The organism is Neisseria dumasiana (assembly GCF_022870885.1).
In the GTDB taxonomy this organism is placed as follows: domain Bacteria; phylum Pseudomonadota; class Gammaproteobacteria; order Burkholderiales; family Neisseriaceae; genus Neisseria; species Neisseria dumasiana.
Genome location: NZ_CP091509.1, coordinates 2,624,532 through 2,643,131 on the forward strand (window position 1 = coordinate 2,624,532; position 18,600 = coordinate 2,643,131).

Sequence of the window (18,600 nt, forward strand, 5' to 3'; positions counted from 1 at the left end):
TGTTCAGACGGCCTCAATGCTCACCGATTTAGAAAAAAACGCCATCCGCGACCATTACCAAAACATCGGTAAAAACCTGCCCAACTTCCGCCCGCGCGCCGCGCAGCGGGAGATGATTGCAGCCATTGCCAACGCCTTTTCGCGCACGCAAACCCGCGCCGAAGGCGAAGAAGCGCCCAAACGCGAAGGCGAGAGCATTGTGGTGGTGGAAGGGCCGACCGGCGTGGGCAAAAGTTTGGCTTATCTTTTGGCCGGCGGCATCATGGCGCAAACGCGTGGCAAGCGGCTGATTGTGAGCAGCGCCACCGTTGCCCTGCAAGAGCAGTTGGTTGACCGCGATTTGCCGTTTTTGGTGGAACAAAGCGGCTTGGAATTAACCTTCGCGCTTGCCAAAGGGCGCGGACGCTATCTCTGCCCCTACAAACTCTACCAGCTCACCCAAAGCAACGCCCAGCAAAACCTGCTCGGCTTCGAAGCCCCCGCCGTGCTGTGGGACAGCAAACCCAAGCCCGAAGAATTGAAGCTGCTGCGCGACATCGCCGACGAATTTTCCGCCCGCCGCTTCAACGGCGACCGCGACACTTGGCCGGAAAAAATCGACGACACCGTTTGGATGAAGGTGAACAACGACAACTACGGCTGCCTCAAAGCCGCCTGCCCCAACCGCCCCGAATGCCCGTTTTATCTCGCCCGCGACACGCTGGAAACCGTTGATGTCGTCGTGGCCAACCACGATTTGCTGATGGTCGATATCAGCATGGGCGGCGGTGTGATTCTGCCCGCTCCCGAAAACAGCTTCTACTGCATCGACGAAGCGCACCACCTGCCCAAAAAAGCCCTGAGCCAGTTTGCCGCCGAGCATTCGTGGAACCAAGCGGTGTGGGCGTTGGAAAAGCTGCCGCCCGTTATCGCCAAAATCGCCGCGTTAACCGACAAAACCGAGCTGGCGAACCTTACCGACGAAGCCGCCGCCGCACTGCTCGAAAGCCTGCACGAATGGCAGTTCCATTTATCCGAAGAGCCTGAATTGAGGCCGTCTGAAAGCAACGAATCGGTGTGGTTATGGCAAGACGGCAAAATTCCCGAAGCGCTCGAATTGGCCGTATCCAACACCGCCATCGCCGCCCGCAGCCTGTATAAACACGCTAACAGCTTGAACGATGCCCTGTCTGCCGCCCGCCGCGACAAAGACCAAAACAGCGCCCAAATCGACCGCCTGAGCACCGAATTCGGCGTATTCCGCGCCCGCATCGAACAAATCACCGCCACATGGGATTTGCTTTCCACCGTGCCCGCCGAAGGCGAAGAACCGCTGGCCAAATGGATAACCCGCCGCCTCGACGACAAAAACGACTACTTTTTCCACGCCAGCCCCATCAGCAGCGCATCGTATCTGGCCAACAACCTGTGGCGGCGCGCCGCCGGTGCCGTGCTCACCTCCGCCACCCTGCAATCGCTCGGCAGCTTCAACCTGATTCTGCGCCAAACCGGCCTGCAATGGCTGCCCGAAACCACCACGCTCGCCCTGCAAAGCCCGTTTGATTTCGACGCGCAGGGCGAATTGTATATCCCGCCCGTACACGCCAGCCCCAAAGACCCCGCCGCGCACACCGCCGCCATCGTCGAATGGCTGCCCAAGCTGATATCGCCCGCCGAAGCCATCGGCACGCTGGTACTGTTTTCCTCGCGCAAACAAATGCAGGATGTCGCCCTGCGCCTGCCCGAAGACTACCTGCCGCTTTTGCTCGTACAAGGCGAATTGCCCAAAGCCGTGCTGCTGCAAAAACACTACCAAGCCATTTCAGACGGCCGCGCCAGCATCATTTTCGGTTTGGACAGCTTCGCCGAAGGTCTCGACCTGCCCGGCGAAGCCTGCGTACAGGTCATCATTGCCAAACTGCCGTTCTCCATGCCCGACAACCCCATCGAAAAAACCCAAAACCGCTGGATCGAACAGCGCGGCGGCAACCCCTTTATCGAAATCACCGTGCCCGAAGCCAGCATCAAACTGGTGCAGGCCGTCGGGCGGCTGATCCGCACCGAGCAAGACTACGGCCGCGTTACCATACTCGACAACCGCGTCAAAACCCAAAACTACGGCCGTCAAATGCTCGCCTGCCTGCCGCCGTTTAAGCGGATAGGTTAAGCCCGCTTCAGGGCTGGAAGCCGGAAAACCAAAACAGGCCGTCTGAAAAATATTGCTGTTTTCAGACGGCCTTATAGCAGTATTTCAATTCACGGCATTTGCTTCTCTATAACCACACAATCCATCTACGCAAAAATGTTACAATACCGCCTTTATTCCACAAGCCTAGCGATATGAAAAAATTTGCCGCACCCAAATCGTTTGAAGAAGCCCTGAAACGTTTAGAAACCCTCACCCAAGCCATGCAGAGCAGCGAAATGCCGTTGGAAGACGCGCTGGCCGCCTATCAGGAAGGCAACGAACTGGTGAAATACTGCCAAGCCAAGCTGGCCGAAGTAGAGCAGAAACTGCAAGTGCTTGATGTGGGCGAACTGAAGGAGCTGAATCTTGAACAAAGCGAATAATCTGCAAGCATGGCAGCTGAAAGCACAGGCACAAGCCGAACTGGTGCTTGAACGCGTGATGCCGTCTGAAAATATTGTGCCGCACACCCTGCACCAAGCCATGCGTTACGTTACCCTCGGCGGCGGCAAACGCCTGCGCCCGCTGCTGGTGCTGGCCGCTTCCGAATTGGGCGATGCCGATACCGAAGCGGTGGAACGGGCAATGGCGGCGGTGGAGCTGATACACGTTTATTCACTCGTGCACGACGATATGCCCGCAATGGACAACGACAGCCTGCGCCGCGGCAAACCGACCTGCCATGTCCAATACGACGAAGCCACCGCCCTGCTCACCGGCGACGCGCTGCAAACGCTGGCTTTCGATGTGTTAAGCCAACCCACAGCCTTGCCGCCCGCGCGCCAACTGAAAATGGTGGGCGTGTTGGCACAGGCATCGGGCAGCCTCGGCATGGCGGGCGGACAGGCGATTGATTTGGCAAACGTGGGCAAGCCGATGAACCAACACGATTTGGAACACATGCACAGCCTGAAAACCGGCGCCCTCATCCGCGCCGCCGTCAAACTAGGCGTACTGGCCTGCCCCGATTTGGATGAAGCCGCCGTGCAGCGTGCCGATCAATACGCCGCCAAGCTCGGTTTGGCGTTTCAAGTGATTGACGACGTGCTCGACTGCGAAGCCGATACGGCGACCTTGGGCAAAACGGCAGGCAAAGATGCGGATAACGACAAGCCGACTTATGTAAAACTGATGGGCTTGGCCGAAGCCCGCCGCCACGCCGAAATACTGATAAGCGAAGCGGTGGAAATGTTAGAAGGATTCGGCGAAAAAGCAGAACACCTGCGCGCATTGGCGCAATTTGTGGTTGCGCGAAAAAACTGATTGGGCAAGCCCCCCGCCGGCTTGATTGCATCACCGCTTAATCGTATCCGCACCGCCAATAAGCAATATATATTATAAAGGGTGCAGACAAATATTCGTGCGTTATTGATATTCGAGGCCGTCTGAACGTTTTCAGACGGCCTCAACCCTTGCCCCGTTTGCTACAATACGCCTCTTCAAGATTCACACCACAAGGCCGTCTGAAATGACCAAACCCGCCGTTTCCCCAATGATGCAGCAATATCTCGACATCAAAGCGCATCACACCGACAAGCTGGTGTTTTACCGCATGGGCGACTTTTACGAGCTGTTTCTCGACGACGCGGTAGAAGCGGCCAAGCTGCTGGATATTACGCTGACCACGCGCGGGCAGATGAACGGCGAGCCGATCAAGATGGCGGGTGTGCCGTTTCATGCCGCCGAGCAATATCTGGCGCGGCTGGTGAAAATGGGCAAAAGCGTGGCGATTTGCGAGCAGACCGGCGAAGTGGGCGCAGGCAAAGGGCCGGTGGAGCGCAAAGTGGTGCGCATCGTTACCCCCGGCACGCTCACCGACAGCGCGTTTCTCGAAGACAAAGAAACCAACCGCATCGTGGCCGTGTGTGCCGACAAAAAGCACATCGGCTTGGCGTGGGCATCGCTGCAAAGCGGCGAATTCAAAGTCAAACTCACCACCGCCGACAAACTGCCCGACGAGCTTGCCCGCTTGCAGGCCGCCGAAATTCTGCTGCCCGACGGCAAAAACGCACCGCCGCTTCAGGCGGCCAATATCACGCGGCTGAACCATTGGCAGTTTGCCGCCGATACCGCCGCCAAACTGCTCACCGATTATTTCGGCTGCCAAGATTTGCTCGGTTTCGGCTTGAATTTGGATGACCATGCCGCCGCCATCGGTGCCGCCGGCGCGCTGCTCAACTATATCCGCCTCACCCAAAACCATTTGCCGCAACATCTCGACGGCCTCTCGCTCGAAACCGAAAACCAATATATCGGCATGGATGCCGCCACCCGCCGCAATCTGGAAATCACCCAAACGCTCACCGGCAAAAAATCGCCGACGCTGCTTTCCGTGCTCGACGACTGCGCCACCCATATGGGCAGCCGCCTGCTGGCTCTGTGGCTGCACCATCCGCTGCGCCACCGCGCCCATATTCAGGCGCGGCAGCAGGCGGTGTTGGAACTGCAAAACCATTATGCAGACCTGCAAGGCCGTCTGAAAAACATTGCCGACATCGAACGCATCGCCGCCCGCATCGCCGTGGGCAACGCCCGCCCGCGCGATTTGGCCGCATTGCGCGACAGCCTGTTTGTTTTGGCCGAAACCGAACTGCCCGCCGGCGGCAGCAGTTTGCTGCAAACCCTGCAAAACGTGTTCCCCGAAACCCTGCCGATTGCCGAAAAACTGCAAGCTGCGATTCTGCCCGAACCCTCGGTTTGGCTGCGCGACGGCGGTGTGATTAACGAAGGCTTCCACGCCGGATTGGACGAACTGCGCCATATCCAAAACCACGGCGACGAATTTTTGCTCGCCCTCGAAGCCCGCGAACGCGAGCGCACCGGCTTATCTACCTTGAAAGTAGAGTTCAACCGCGTGCACGGTTTTTATATCGAACTTTCCAAAGTACAGGCCGAACAAGCACCGACCGATTACCAACGCCGCCAAACGCTGAAAAATGCCGAGCGTTTTATCACGCCCGAACTCAAAACCTTTGAAGACAAAGTATTAACCGCGCAAGAGCAGGCGCTGGCGTTGGAAAAACAACTCTACGAAACCCTGCTGAAAGAACTTCAGACGGCCTTACCGCAGCTTCAAAAAGCCGCCAAAGCCGCCGCCTCGCTGGACGTATTGTCCACCTTCGCCAAGCACGCCGAAGAGCGCGGTTACGTTTGCCCCGAATTTGCCGATTACCCTTTAATCGAAATCGACAACGGCCGCCATCCCGTCGTCGAACAGCAAGTGCGCCACTTCACCGCCAACCACACCGCCCTCGACCACAAACACCGCCTGATGCTGCTCACCGGCCCCAATATGGGCGGTAAATCCACCTACATGCGCCAAGTGGCCTTGATTGTGCTGCTGGCACACACCGGCGCGTTCGTGCCTGCCGACGCAGCCAAAATCGGCACCATCGACCAGATTTTCACCCGCATCGGCGCGTCCGACGACTTGGCCGGCAACCGCTCTACCTTCATGGTGGAAATGAGCGAAACCGCCTACATTCTGCACCACGCCACCGAACAATCGCTGGTATTGATGGACGAAGTCGGCCGCGGCACTTCCACCTTCGACGGCCTCGCCCTCGCGCAAGCCATCGCCGAACATCTGATTCAGAAAAACAAATCGTTCAGCCTGTTTGCCACCCATTATTTCGAGCTGACCCGCCTGCCCGAAGCCCATGCCACCGCCGTGAACATGCACTTGTCGGCATTGGAAGAAGGGCAGGACATCGTGTTCCTGCACCACATCGAACCCGGCCCCGCCAGCAAAAGCTACGGTATCGCCGTTGCCAAACTCGCCGGCCTGCCCGCCCGCGCGTTGAAGTCCGCCCACAAACATTTAAACGAACTCGAAGCCCAAGCCGCCGCCAACCGCCCGCAGATGGATATTTTCAATATGATGCCGTCTGAAAACCAAGATACGGCATGGGAGGAAAACGAAACCGAACCGGCATCCGCGCCTAATCCTGCATTAGAAGCACTCAAAGCCGTCAACCCCGACGAACTCTCGCCGCGCGAGGCTTTGGAATGGGTGTATAAATTGAAGGGCTTGGCCGGTTAAAACATGTGGCCGATTCGCTTGCGAAACGGTGTTTTTGGTTAAAGTTTGCCCGCCAAGCACACCTGCAACGCACCTCAAGGAACTATTTTCCCGTACAAGGGTCATTCGAATAAATAAGCCTCTATGAAATAGTTGCGTGTTATGCGGTATGTGTTCCCCCAATTTCTCAAACCGCATCTGCATCCGGCTGTTTCGGGAGGTTTTTTCAATTTACAGTCCGTAACCGGTTGCAAGGATTTTCATCATGAATTTATCTTTTATCATTCCGATTTATAACGGGGGGAAGTTCATTGAAAATTTGGGCAGTAACATCAAAAACATTCACCAAGCCATTGATGATGTGGAATTTATCATTGTGAACGACGGCTCTACCGACGACACTTCCGAAAAACTGCACCGCTTCTTAAATGACCATCCCGAAATATCGGCCCGTTGCCGGCTGATCGAATGCGAAAACGGCGGAGTCAGCCGCGCCCGCAATCAGGCTTTGGATCAGGCCGTAGGAAGATATGTGATGTTTATGGATCACGACGATAACGTCGATGCGGTTAAATTGGGCGGTTTGTTCAACAGCCTGTGCGTGCAGGATGCCGATATTCTGCATTTCAACTGCCGTTATCCCGTAAGCGGACACAGACAAACCGTCGATACTAACCGCTTTATGGTTGATTTTCCGTTTGTATCGTATGTGTGGGGCTATATTTACAGACGCAGCCTCATCGAAAATATCGGCCTACGTTTCAACGAAAACATGAAATATCTCGAAGACGGGCTGTTTGTGCTGGCATATCTCTTCCAAACCGATAAAATCATGGTGAGCGACGAACAGGTTTACGATTATGTAGATAATCCCGATTCGGCTATGCGGGCGCAACGCAGCGACGCACAAAATAAAAAGTTTCTTGATGATGTGTCGTCGGCCGTAAAAGGCTACACCGAGTTGGCAGAAAGCCGCAGCAACTCGCCGGTTTACAGCCGCTTGAAAGAAATACGCGATTCGTTTTTGTTTATTTATATTGTGAACATGTTGAAACTGAATCTCGGCAAAAAAGAATTTTTCAGCCGCCTGCAAAATGTCGGCTACGATTTCAAGATGGCCAATTATCCGAGCAAATTCAATAACCGCCTGCCGGTAAGAATGCTGTGCGGTTTATTCAGAAGCAAGCCGCTGCTGAACCTGACCCTGCAAACCGGTGCATTCAACCTGTTGAGAAAATTTGTATAATCCGTATCAATATTGAAGGCCGTCTGAAAAACATATTTCAGACGGCCTCCAATTTTATGTTTTTCCGAAACCTTCCGATTTATCGCTTTCGGTCAAACCAGATTCTGCGGATGCCCCGCCACAAAGCGATTGATGTTTTCCGTCAACATATCAAACAGGCGGTTGCGCGCTTCCAAGCTGCCCCAAGCCATGTGCGGCGTTACAATCAAATGCGGCAGGCGTGCTTTTAGCAAGGGGTTGCCGTGGCGCGGCGGCTCTTCGGTTAATACATCCACCCCCGCACCGCCGAGCTGACCGTATTTCAACGCGGCCACCAAAGCCGCTTCATCTACCAAACCGCCGCGCGCGCAGTTGATCAGCAACGCACCCGGTTTCATGTGTTGCAGCTCCGCTTCGCCTATCATACCGGCGGTTTCGTCGGTTAGCGGGCAATGCAGCGACACCGCATCGGCACAACCCAGAGCCTCGTAAAACGGCAAATAACCCTCGCGCACGCTGCGGGCATGTTTATGTTCGCCGAACACCACGTTCATACCGAAAGCCCGTGCGTAACCGGCCAGCTTGACGCCGATACCGCCCTTGCCGAATATGGCCAGCGTTTTACCGTTCAAATCCCGCATGGGCGCACCGAAATGGCAGAAAAAAGGCGACCGCTCCCAAATGCCTGCCGATAAATCCCGCTGATAGGCGGGCAGATTGCGCATCAATGCAATCATCAGCATAAAAGCATGTTCGGCAACCGAATCATTGCCGTAATTGCGGATATTGCACACCGCTACGCCCGCTGCTTTGGCCGCCGCAACGTCGATGTTGTTGACGCCCGTAGCCGATACCGCAATCAGTTTTAAATTCGGGTTGTCGGCGATATGTTGCGAATCAATAACAGTTTTATTGGTAATCACAATATCGGCGCCTTCGATACGGGCGGCCACATCTTCGTTTTCGGTATAGGCATATTCTTGAATTTCGTGGCTAAAATCAAACGCAAAAGGCCGTTCTACCAAGGTTCCCCGATCCAGAACCACAATTTTCCATGTCAACATAATTACTCTTTGCTATTAGTAAATGATAATTAATAAAAAATAGCTAAATAAACATTGTCAGAATCAAATTCATCATCTGCCGGTTCATTATTTAAGATACTTCGCATTGTACAGATTAAAATTTTTTCAGACGGCCTCGAACCGTATAACCGAATTTTTAAGCGTCTGTTCCCAATATTCCTGCCCAACAGTTTTTCAAAACAAAACCGCAGGCAACAGACGGAAACTTTGAACAGACCCTAAGGACATACCCATGTTGAAAACCATTACCTTCGCCATTCTACACTTCGGCGTAGCCTTCAGCGTAACCTATATACTCACGGGCAGCATCGGCATTTCCGGTGCGGTTGCCCTCATCGAACCGATTGCCAATACTTTCGTGTTTTATTTTCACGAAAAAGCATGGTGTCGTTACGAGCGTAAGAAAAACATCCGTTCCCAAAGCAGCCCCTTTCCGCTTCACCAGTGCGTAGGCGCAGACACATACAGCCAATCCACTTAAGAAAAGCACATTCCAACCTTCACACCGCCCGACGCGAAGCAAAGGTTTTCCCGCAAGTTGGTGCTATGTTATTCTTGCCACTCCCAACCGAGACCTTCGCACCATTATCCGAGGCGTATTTCAGCGTTGTGCTGCCACGCCTTCAACTGCACCGCAGATGGGCGTTTTGCAAAGGTCTATAACCTAAATCAAAGATGAAAGAAAAACATGAGCCTGATTATTGAAGATATCCAAACCGGCCACGGCAAAGAAGCCGTAAAAGGCAAAGAAATTACCGTACACTACACAGGGTGGCTGGAAGACGGCACCAAATTCGATTCCAGCCTCGACCGCCGCCAGCCCTTAACCATTACCCTCGGTGTGGGTCAAGTGATTCAAGGCTGGGACGAAGGATTCGGCGGCATGAAAGAAGGCGGCAAACGCAAACTCACCATCCCGCCCGAAATGGGCTACGGTGCCCACGGAGCGGGCGGTGTGATTCCTCCCCATGCCACACTTGTTTTTGAAGTGGAATTATTGAAAGTGTATGAATAAGCCGGCAGGCAGAAAATAACAACAGGCCGTCTGAAAAACATTTTTCAGACGGCCTGAAGCTTTTAATCCAATCATAAAAACCGGATGCTTATCCAATAAGCATTAAGAAATACGCTCGATTTTCGCACCCACTTGACCGAGTTTGGTTTCAATGTGCTCGTAACCGCGGTCAAGATGATAAATACGCTCCACAACCGTTTCACCGTCGGCAACCAAACCCGCGATAACCAAGCTGGCAGAAGCACGCAAGTCGGTAGCCATCACCGTTGCGCCCGAAAGCCTTTCAACACCTTTCACAATCGCCGTATTGCCTTCCGCAGAAATATTCGCACCCATACGGTTCAACTCCGGCACATGCATAAAACGGTTTTCAAAAATCGTTTCCACCACCTTGCCCGTGCCTTCGGCAATCGCATTCATCGCCATAAACTGCGCCTGCATGTCGGTCGGAAAACCCGGGTGTACAACCGTGCGGATATCCACAGCCTTCGGACGCTGCTGCATATCGATAGAAATCCAATCGTCGCCCGCCTCGATAACCGCACCCGCTTCAACCAGCTTGTCGAGTATCACTTCCATGGTTTTCGGCGCAGCATTACGCAGCACCACTTTACCGCCCGTCATCGCAACCGCACACAAAAACGTACCCGCTTCAATACGGTCGGGAACCACGCTGTGCTCGCAGCCGTGCAGCTCTTTCACGCCCTCAACCGTCATCACAGAAGTACCGATGCCGCTGATTTTCGCACCCATTTTGACCAAACATTCGGCCAAATCCACCACTTCAGGCTCAATGGCGCAATTTTCCAAAACCGTTGTGCCTTCAGCCAAAGTAGCAGCCATCAACAGGTTTTCCGTGCCGCCGACCGTTACCACATCCATCACCACCCGCGCACCTTTCAGACGGCCTTTGGCTTTCACATAACCGTGTTCAATGGTAATTTCGGCCCCCATCGCTTCCAAACCCTTCAAATGCTGGTCCACAGGCCGCGAACCGATGGCACACCCGCCCGGCAAGCTCACCTGAGCCTCGCCGAAACGCGCCAACGTAGGGCCGAGCACCAAAATCGAAGCACGCATGGTTTTCACCAATTCATAAGGAGCAACCGTATTGTTTACCGTGCCCCCGTTGATTTCAAATTCATGCACGTTATCAGTCAACACCCGCGCACCCATGCCTTGCAACAGTTTTTGGGTAGTTTTCACATCGCGCAGCATGGGTACGTTTTTCAGGCGCAAAGTGCCTGCGGTGAGCAAGCCTGCGCACATCAGCGGCAGGGCGGCGTTTTTGGCGCCGGATACGGTGATTTCGCCGTTTAACGGGCCGTTGGCGGAGATTTTGAGTTTATCCACAGTGGTTCTTTCGGTAATTCAACACCGGCACATGCAATTTGCAAACCAAGGCCGATGCGGTCAGTGTTTCAAATCAATTAAAAATAAACGTGCAATTATAAAGTATTCCGGCTGATTCAAATACGGCTCGGTAACATTTGACAGGCAGGTTTTTGGTAAAAATACGCTTGGATAAAGAAAAAGATTGCTGGCTCTCTCTTACTATTTAGGCAAAGTAATTTGTCATGTCACGGCAATAACCTTACATTCCTAAGAGTGGAGCCTAAACGAAAATCAATAGGCATCGATTGACTATTAAACACGACCTAAAGTGATAGCCCAATTAACTTCCGATATCCAAAAAAAGAAATTAATCTTATATATAATTTTTGATTATCTAAAAGCGTAATGATTAAACTTTTCTTATTTTTCCACTTTAAAGAAGGGGCTGAAGTAGATTAGCCCTAAACACCACACCAAAGCCGCAAAGTTTTTAACTGCTGCTTTGGTGTCCCGAAGTTAAAACGAAACTCACATTCTTTCAAGAACAGAGGAAAAGATTTTCGGTCAATTCCGTTGTATTTGCGCAAGACACGTTTCGCCTGATTCCAAAAATTCTCAATGCCGTTGATATGGTTGTGTCGGTCGGCAAACTTTTTGCTGTGATTAATCCTGTGATGGTGAAAACCGCTGACATCCAACACGTCGTAACTGCTCAGGCAGTCCGTATAAACTACGCTATCAGGTGTAATTTTCCTTGTAATAACAGGAAATAAACTTTCCTTTCGGGCATTATTCACTACAACCGTATAAACCTTACCTCCACGTTTAAGGATACCGAAAACCACCACTTTACCTGCTGCTCCCCTACCGCGCTTTCCTTTACGCTTACCGCCGAAATAGCTCTCATCCAATTCTATAGTGCCCTCAAAAACCTGATCTGCTTCCAAAGCCAAATGATGGCTGATAACAAGACGGATTTTACGGTAGAAGAGAATAGCCGTATTGGGCTGAATACCCAAGATATCGGCAGCAGAACGTGCGGTTACTTCCAATACAAAATATTCAAGCAGTTTTCTTTGCAGACTCTTCTTTAACTTACAGTGGGTTATCTTCATTTTGGCAGCCTATCATGACTGCTAATCTACGTCAGCCCCTTAAAGAATCCATATCTGCCATAGAATAATATGGTCTAACAAATGATGTTTGGTCTATTAACTTGCCAGAAAAATTGAATAATAAAACATAATATCCTGCTTCAAAAGGACAAAGCATGAAATCTCTTACAATTAATAAATATCCTATTTCATTAAGATAAAACTCTTTTTCTATTTCACTATATTCATTTTTATTCAATAAGATATATTGATTCTTATCTGTAAAATACATATTAAAAGATTCATCAGTATGACTATATTCAATCCTAAATTGATGAGACTCTTGATAATCATTCATTATCAATTCCTGCACTCTTCTCAAAATCATTTATTTTCAGTTTACAAAATATAAAATTTTTACTTTTAAAAGGGAATAGCAACATTAGAAACAGAGAAATATATAATATCAACCATAATGAAAACGCAAGATTATTTCCTTTATATACGGTTGAGAAAGCGATATCAATGAAACTTGCCGTTTCCATAAACATCAGGATGCAAAAAGAAATAATCATGCTGAAGAGCATGAATAAAATACTTAATTTTCTGTTTACAAGGAAAAATATGGATGAAATAGAATTAGCTACAAGTAAAAATACAGATGCTATTATGATTAAAACATGATCACTCTCTCCTGATCCTTGCAGGTCTGATATTTTGTACAAATCACTATTTTCCAAATATGAATGTATGTATAATCCGCCCGAATCGTTTATAAATAAACTTAATATCGCTAAAATCAAGCTCATTAAAATGATTGAACATAAATAAAACATTAAATTATTTTTTCATTTCGCCGAATTTCTTTATTTCAAAGCATTGGCAGATGTAGTTGATGAAGAAGGCTATATCCACCATTTTATAACGAAAGCATATCAATAAGTAACTTTTCAGCCGATTGTTCAGCGTTTTAGTAACAGATAAGGCCGTCTGAAACACCAGCATTTCAGACGGCCTTTATGTTTTTACCGTACAACTTTTAAAATTATGTCGTAAGCGATTATTGTATTTTTATCATTTAATCATATACTGTTTGTCCGGTTTCAAAAGCCTGATGAAGCTTTGCCTCCGGAAGATGTATTTTTTGCTCTCCTTTTTCTAAATAAGCATCAGTCAACTTCAATCTGCCGTTAAATTTCAATTTTAGTACACCAAAGTCATGTGACGCAGGTACCTGCTCATTATTCGTTCGAGTACGACCAGGAAACTGGGTTTGGAATATGCGGTAGAGTTTATTGAGACTTTTATCATCGTATGTGTTCAGATATTGACCATCTTGCCATGCAGGTATATCAATCATGTTTAGCTTTATCGACCAACGTTTACCAGTTTCTTTTTCAATGACCCAAAACCAAATGGCGGTAGGTATAGCTTTAAGTGTGTTTTTAGCCTCTACCACCGCATCTTTGCCAATTACCGGTCCTTTTTCTGTATTAGCAAACTCTACATAATACTCTCCGTTCCATTCGCCACCATCAACTTCGATATCTAAATACCAAGGGTATTTAACCTGCATCTGCTTATACCATTCAGCGGAAATCTTTTTGTGACCAACCATATAGGTATAGTAAAAATTAGAGAAATCACTCATGGTACGATTGAGGTATTCTTTTCGGTTTTTCGGATCCAAATCGTATCGCAAACTGCTTTCCCAATGGCTGTTACCACTCTGTTTAGCCTCTTCAATTGTAGGAAATACCTGTTCAGCCTGCCAAGAAACCAACTCTTTACGGGCACTAGCAGTAAAAGCATTCAGCGTTACCCAACCGTCAGGAGCAATAGCTATTTCGAGAGTGTCATAAACAGCCCGATCAGCAGTTGTTTCACCGGGTATAGTAAGATGAAAAAATTCCTTAGTCATCAGTTCCTTAATCTGTTCCGTTGGCAGCGGCTCATCCAACTGATAAAACTTATTTTCAAACCGGCTATAATATGTAAGCCCCAATCGCTGTGGCAGTAACCCAAAGCGGGGATTACCTCCCATCGGTATATCACCACGCCCCCAAGCTCCACCGCCACCATCTATACTACGTACAATCGTGCCATCGTTTCGATAAAAATCTGTGCTGTATTTCGAAGTCGCATAAATAGCATCTGCATCCAGACCTAAACTCTTATCTGGCTGATAGACAAACGTTGCATCAGCCATTCTTACTCCCCATGAGAATCCATTCATTTTTCTTACCTCATCAACACCCCAATACATAATGCCTATTAATAAATAAATTATCGCCACACTGCTTAACAGCCAATTTTTTAATGCGCCTCTAAACTTCATAAATGCTAACCCTGATGTGTTTTGCGATAGGGTAGACCATCTTTGAGCCGCAATTCATAGCCTGTTTCGTTTTTAGCTGACCAATGGATAAATCTATTACGAAATGCTTTAGCATAACTCTCTGGCAACGCCATATTAATTGATTGCCCCCAACCATTAGCAGCAGCACGCATAATTTTTGCCGGCATAGTATTTAATAAACTCTGAATTTCCTTGTGAGGACTTTGTTCAATCTTTTCAGCTTTATCTTTATCGAACTGTACATTGACAGCGTATTTTTCCGCCATCAATCTCATAGCTTTAAAGGGAACTTTGTGGTAATGATTGGATACGCTGCTGCGGGATACATACAAGGTAGCGGGAGTATAGAAATTTTTCCCATGTTCGTCTTTAATCGAGACCTGTGCTTTATAAGACGTCTGCTCATCTGTATAAAACCCCTGTTTAACAAACCATCTTTTCAAAAGGCTTGCAGCATCTCCAGAAGCCATGAAAGATTCCTTACTGTTATTTGGATAGCTACCTCCAATATCAGCATGAGCACCGTTGAGCGCAACTTCAAAGCCGAAGCCCTGCTTAACCGCACTTCTAATAGTAGTAAGCGAAAAATATTTGCGGTATTCATCAAGCGCCGTAATGTGAAACACTTTATCAGCATAACCACGGGAAAAATTCAGATGTAGTTCGCTAACATCTTCAAATAAATCTCGCTCGCGCTCAATCACTTTATATTCAGGAATCATCATACCAGGATGATAAGACGATACTGTATCAAACAACCCGACAAAGCCCACAGTAATATTGGCACTCTTCAGATTCCAGCCTTTAAAACGCTGAGGCTGGCTTTTAACCAAATGGATGAAATAGCGAGCAGCAGCAGCTCCCCGGCTGAAACCAAACACATTGAGCCTAATAATAGCAGGAATAATGGTTCCATGATCACCACGAACCTGTGTTTGAATCTTTTCAAATGATTGCTCAACTCTTTGCTTAATACCCGTGCTTCCACTCCCCATAGCAAAGCCTTTGGTTGAATCAGTGTAGAGCTTTCTCTTCTGCTCTTTACTCGCCTGTTGTGACTGAGCCGCGGCCTGTATTCTTTTACGATCCTCCTCATTAATGTCGTTTGCCCCCGTGCCTATGCCTTCAATATAGACCCAACTAGTTCGAGGAATCCTTCGAGCTCTACTGTTAAACAAGTGAGCAACATTAGAATAATCATTAAAATAACTCTCGTAATCATCCTTATCTTTGTTCGCATATTTAGTAGTGTTTTTTCTACGATCTTCAATGTTATAGAGGTTATTTTTAGTGCCATCAAAAAACACATTAACCGTAAGAGTGCTGCCCTGGACTTGGACTTGCGAAAGATTCCGCCCGTTACTGCTGGCATGACCCTGAACAGTTTGTCTCTGTTGAGGGGATTTTCCCTTTGTTTCAAATCCCATGTTTACTCCTTTCTAACCTATCCAATATTGGTATTTTGGGATAATCTCATTCAGCAGACGGTAGATTATTATGCCATTAAAAATTAAAAAAACTGCAACACTCCATTTGAAATAAATTTTATCGTTCATTTTAACAATCAAATAGCTGTTAATTATTAAAAAGGCAACATATTTACCAAATGAATCCCACATTGCTCCAACCATCAACCACGACATGACTTACCCTTTCGGCCTATCTACTTATCAACATGATCTTCGTTTGTATCTGCTTCGAAAAGCATATCTTCAATATTACTTCCAGTATAAACCCGGATGGCTTCACCCCTACTATTGGTAAATCCTCTATAAATTTCACCACTTGCCGTGGTAATTTTATAAGCAAAATTTGGAATAGGCTTACCTAATTCATCAACAAGCACAAACATTTCATCATTACCTGGGTTGGGCATTTCTGTTGGGTAATCCATTGAGTGGTTTCCAGTAACGTTAAATGGTGCTCTAAATCGTATTAAATTAGGACAGCCTATTTCTACATTACCATCTTTAATCTTTATATACCCCCCCCCACTAGTAAGCAGGATTTCTTTTTTAGCTGCAATAATTACTTTTTCTTCACTACTAGTTACTACAGCATCTTTCAAAGCATTCAACTGAAGTTCATCGTTTTGAGCCTGTATAGCAACCTTACCTCGATTAGCTTGGAATCTGGCACCACTATTTTGAGCAAAAAGATTGACACTTTCAGCAGCGTGAACAGTAAAGTTTTTACCAGCACTAATATTAGTGTCCCGGCCACTGATATGGTGAATATGTTTATTGGCTGTATGGAGTTGGCTTTGTTTTGTTACTGATGCAATCCCATTCGGAGCAGACTGAATAATACCCGCTTGCTTGAGTTCTTTTAAGCTGTTTTCTAATTGCTCTATCTGGGCTTTTGTTTCAGCTAGCTCACTTTTAGCTGACTGAGCAGCTTTATTCAAGCCTTGTGCAAGCCCCATCATTTCTTCTAATATGGCGTAAGCTACATCCATATCCAACACCTGTCCCGAAGCCTGATTTTGGGCGTCGGCACTGATGAACAAGCCTTTGCCCGCCCTTAGTGCACCCCAACTGTCGGTACGCAGCTCGAAGCCTTCGCCGTTGTCGCCGCGTTTTTGTCTCTGGCTGTCGACGATATGGCCGAGGTTGAGTTGGGTTTTGCCGTATTCGGTCGCCAGTTTGATATGCTCCTGCCCCTGTTTGTCTTCCATCCGCAGTTTGTTGTTCGCCCAAGTGCGGATGACGTTGCGGGTGTTCCAATCGGCAGGTACGTGGTCGGGGTGGGAGCTGTCGTGCATCACGCCACTGATGTAGGGTCTGTCGGGATTGCCCTGTACGAACGACAGCATCACTTCGGTGCCTTCGTGCAGCGGGAAGTGTTGGCCGTAGTCGGGGCCGGCATAGGGTTTGGCCAGGCGGATGGGACGGCTTTCTCCGCCCGGGCTCCATTCGTCGAGGTCGAACGGCAGTTTGACGCGGTAGCGCCCCATGTTGTCGATATAGGCGTATGTGTAGTTGCCGGGGCTGGTGACTCTGGCGGGTAGGCTGCCCTGTATCTTAGGCAGCGGGGTGATGCGTTCGGGGCGGAAGATGCTGTCGGCGGGGATGGCGGTGAAAGTATGGCTGTATGCTTGGTCGCGGCTGCCGCTGTGGGTGAGTGACACCGCCAACCAGCCGTTGGGCGCTTCGCTGAAGCTCGGGGCCGTCTGAAACACCAGGCCGGGGCTGAGGGCGGTAATGTTGCCGCTGCCGGAGGCAACAATACGGCGGCTGTAGTCGAGCTGTTGCAGTAAGGCCGTCTGAAGTTGGGCTTCTGCGGGTGTCTTTTGATGCAAACCCCAATGGCTGTCGCTGCCGAGTAAGACGCTGCTGTCGCTTTCCTTATCTTTAGCTGTTACTTGGGACGACAAATCGGTATCGGCATCGCGGTAGTTGTAGTCGCCGACGCGGATGGATTCGAGGATGGGGTTGTGTTTTACCTGTAAGGCGAACACCGCTTCGGCTCCGACGCTCTCCAATCCGCCGTGGGGGCGGTAGGGATAGGGAAAGGTATTACCGCGAAAATAATGGGCGGTATCGTCACCGAATACCGCCACATCGCCATATTGGGCATTCTGCTCGAAGGCGTACCAGATGCCTTCTTCTTCGCACAGCCGGTTGAGAAAGGCGAAGTCGCTTTCCTGATACTGGGTCACATACTCGCGCACACCGTATTCGCGTGAGGTATTGAAACGGAAATCAACGCCGGAGAAGCCGTGGTGTTTCAGCAGCGACGAAATAATGTCGGGCACGTTTTGGTTTTGAAACAGACGCGAAGTGCGGTGATGCTTCAATGCGGCGATGCGGGGTTCCAATACCATGCGGTAACGGGTTTCGTCGGCCGATACCGACAACTTCTCGCAGGAAGTGATGATGCCGCTCCATTCCTTCAACGGCTCGGGAGCCAACATCCCTTCGATCAATCCCAACACATCAGAGCTTACCGGCGTCACCGTAAACTTAGCCGCCTGGTTGATGTACGACGACAGCGGCAAATCGGCATCGGCGGAAGTGAGTTCGATGTCGAGACGGTAGGCTGTATTCAATGCTTCGGTGGCGGTGAAGGAGACGACGGAGAGGGAGGGGCTGAAACGGGAGAAGGTGAGGTGGTAGGATTGGGTTTGGGTCATCGCGGGCGTTCCAAAGCGGTGTGTACAAAGGGAAATTATGCTTTAGAAATATAGCAGAACGGATATTTATTTTCCATTTGCATATGATAAAAGGCCGTCTGAAAGTTTCAGACGGCCTTTGCACAAAAAAAGATAAATTTAAAACTTGTAAAATGTGAGTCTGT

The 18,600-nt window shown here is 49.3% G+C and carries 14 protein-coding genes; 7 read left to right on the forward strand and 7 right to left on the reverse strand.

Annotation, left to right across the window (positions count from 1 at the left end):
• The first annotated feature begins 16 nt into the window (after positions 1-16).
• From dinG to LVJ88_RS12285, 5 genes are all read left to right on the forward strand, one after another.
• A complete protein-coding gene (dinG, locus tag LVJ88_RS12265; protein WP_085418333.1) occupies positions 17-2,146 on the forward strand; it encodes an ATP-dependent DNA helicase DinG in 2,130 nt (709 codons plus the stop codon).
• Between the two features lie 173 nt (positions 2,147-2,319).
• Complete coding sequence (locus tag LVJ88_RS12270) at positions 2,320-2,550, forward strand: exodeoxyribonuclease VII small subunit (protein ID WP_085418334.1); 231 nt, start codon at positions 2,320-2,322, stop codon at positions 2,548-2,550.
• The gene (locus LVJ88_RS12275; protein WP_085418335.1) at positions 2,534-3,430 is read left to right on the forward strand and encodes a polyprenyl synthetase family protein; all 897 of its coding nucleotides are present in this window, start codon (positions 2,534-2,536) and stop codon (positions 3,428-3,430) included. The genes LVJ88_RS12270 and LVJ88_RS12275 overlap by 17 nt, the downstream gene beginning before the upstream one ends.
• 205 nt (positions 3,431-3,635) lie before the next feature.
• Positions 3,636-6,209: a DNA mismatch repair protein MutS gene (mutS, locus tag LVJ88_RS12280; RefSeq protein ID WP_085418336.1), complete on the forward strand. Its 2,574-nt coding sequence runs from the start codon at positions 3,636-3,638 to the stop codon at positions 6,207-6,209.
• Between the two features lie 244 nt (positions 6,210-6,453).
• Entirely contained in the window at positions 6,454-7,434 is a 981-nt protein-coding gene (locus tag LVJ88_RS12285; protein ID WP_085418337.1) for a glycosyltransferase, read from the forward strand.
• 92 nt (positions 7,435-7,526) lie between these two features.
• Here the strand turns inward: LVJ88_RS12285 and LVJ88_RS12290 are convergent, their stop codons facing one another.
• Positions 7,527-8,477: a D-2-hydroxyacid dehydrogenase gene (locus LVJ88_RS12290; RefSeq protein WP_085418338.1), complete on the reverse strand. Its 951-nt coding sequence runs from the start codon at positions 8,475-8,477 to the stop codon at positions 7,527-7,529.
• Between the two features lie 253 nt (positions 8,478-8,730).
• Between LVJ88_RS12290 and LVJ88_RS12295 the strand changes: the two genes are divergently transcribed.
• Together LVJ88_RS12295 and LVJ88_RS12300 are read left to right on the forward strand one after the other, a co-directional pair.
• On the forward strand, positions 8,731-8,979 hold the full coding sequence (locus LVJ88_RS12295; RefSeq protein WP_085418339.1) for a DUF2061 domain-containing protein: 249 nt from the start codon (positions 8,731-8,733) through the stop codon (positions 8,977-8,979).
• Positions 8,980-9,186: 207 nt separating this feature from the next.
• Positions 9,187-9,513, forward strand: coding sequence for an FKBP-type peptidyl-prolyl cis-trans isomerase (locus LVJ88_RS12300; RefSeq protein WP_085355609.1), 327 nt, complete (start codon positions 9,187-9,189; stop codon positions 9,511-9,513).
• A gap of 102 nt (positions 9,514-9,615) precedes the next feature.
• On the opposite strand, the gene murA is transcribed toward LVJ88_RS12300, so the two are convergent.
• From murA to LVJ88_RS12330, 6 genes are all read right to left on the reverse strand, one after another.
• Positions 9,616-10,866, reverse strand: a complete 1,251-nt coding sequence (gene murA / locus LVJ88_RS12305; protein WP_085418340.1) for a UDP-N-acetylglucosamine 1-carboxyvinyltransferase — start codon at positions 10,864-10,866, stop codon at positions 9,616-9,618.
• Between the two features lie 443 nt (positions 10,867-11,309).
• Complete coding sequence (locus LVJ88_RS12310) at positions 11,310-11,963, reverse strand: IS1595 family transposase (protein ID WP_085417784.1); 654 nt, start codon at positions 11,961-11,963, stop codon at positions 11,310-11,312.
• A gap of 31 nt (positions 11,964-11,994) precedes the next feature.
• Complete coding sequence (locus LVJ88_RS12315; RefSeq protein WP_244694171.1) at positions 11,995-12,300, reverse strand: hypothetical protein; 306 nt, start codon at positions 12,298-12,300, stop codon at positions 11,995-11,997.
• A gap of 720 nt (positions 12,301-13,020) precedes the next feature.
• A complete protein-coding gene (locus tag LVJ88_RS12320; protein WP_233127670.1) occupies positions 13,021-14,280 on the reverse strand; it encodes a DUF2931 family protein in 1,260 nt (419 codons plus the stop codon).
• A gap of 5 nt (positions 14,281-14,285) precedes the next feature.
• Positions 14,286-15,728, reverse strand: a complete 1,443-nt coding sequence (locus LVJ88_RS12325; RefSeq protein WP_085419025.1) for a T6SS phospholipase effector Tle1-like catalytic domain-containing protein — start codon at positions 15,726-15,728, stop codon at positions 14,286-14,288.
• Between the two features lie 236 nt (positions 15,729-15,964).
• Positions 15,965-18,436, reverse strand: a complete 2,472-nt coding sequence (locus LVJ88_RS12330; RefSeq protein ID WP_244694172.1) for a type VI secretion system Vgr family protein — start codon at positions 18,434-18,436, stop codon at positions 15,965-15,967.
• Positions 18,437-18,600 lie beyond the last annotated feature (164 nt).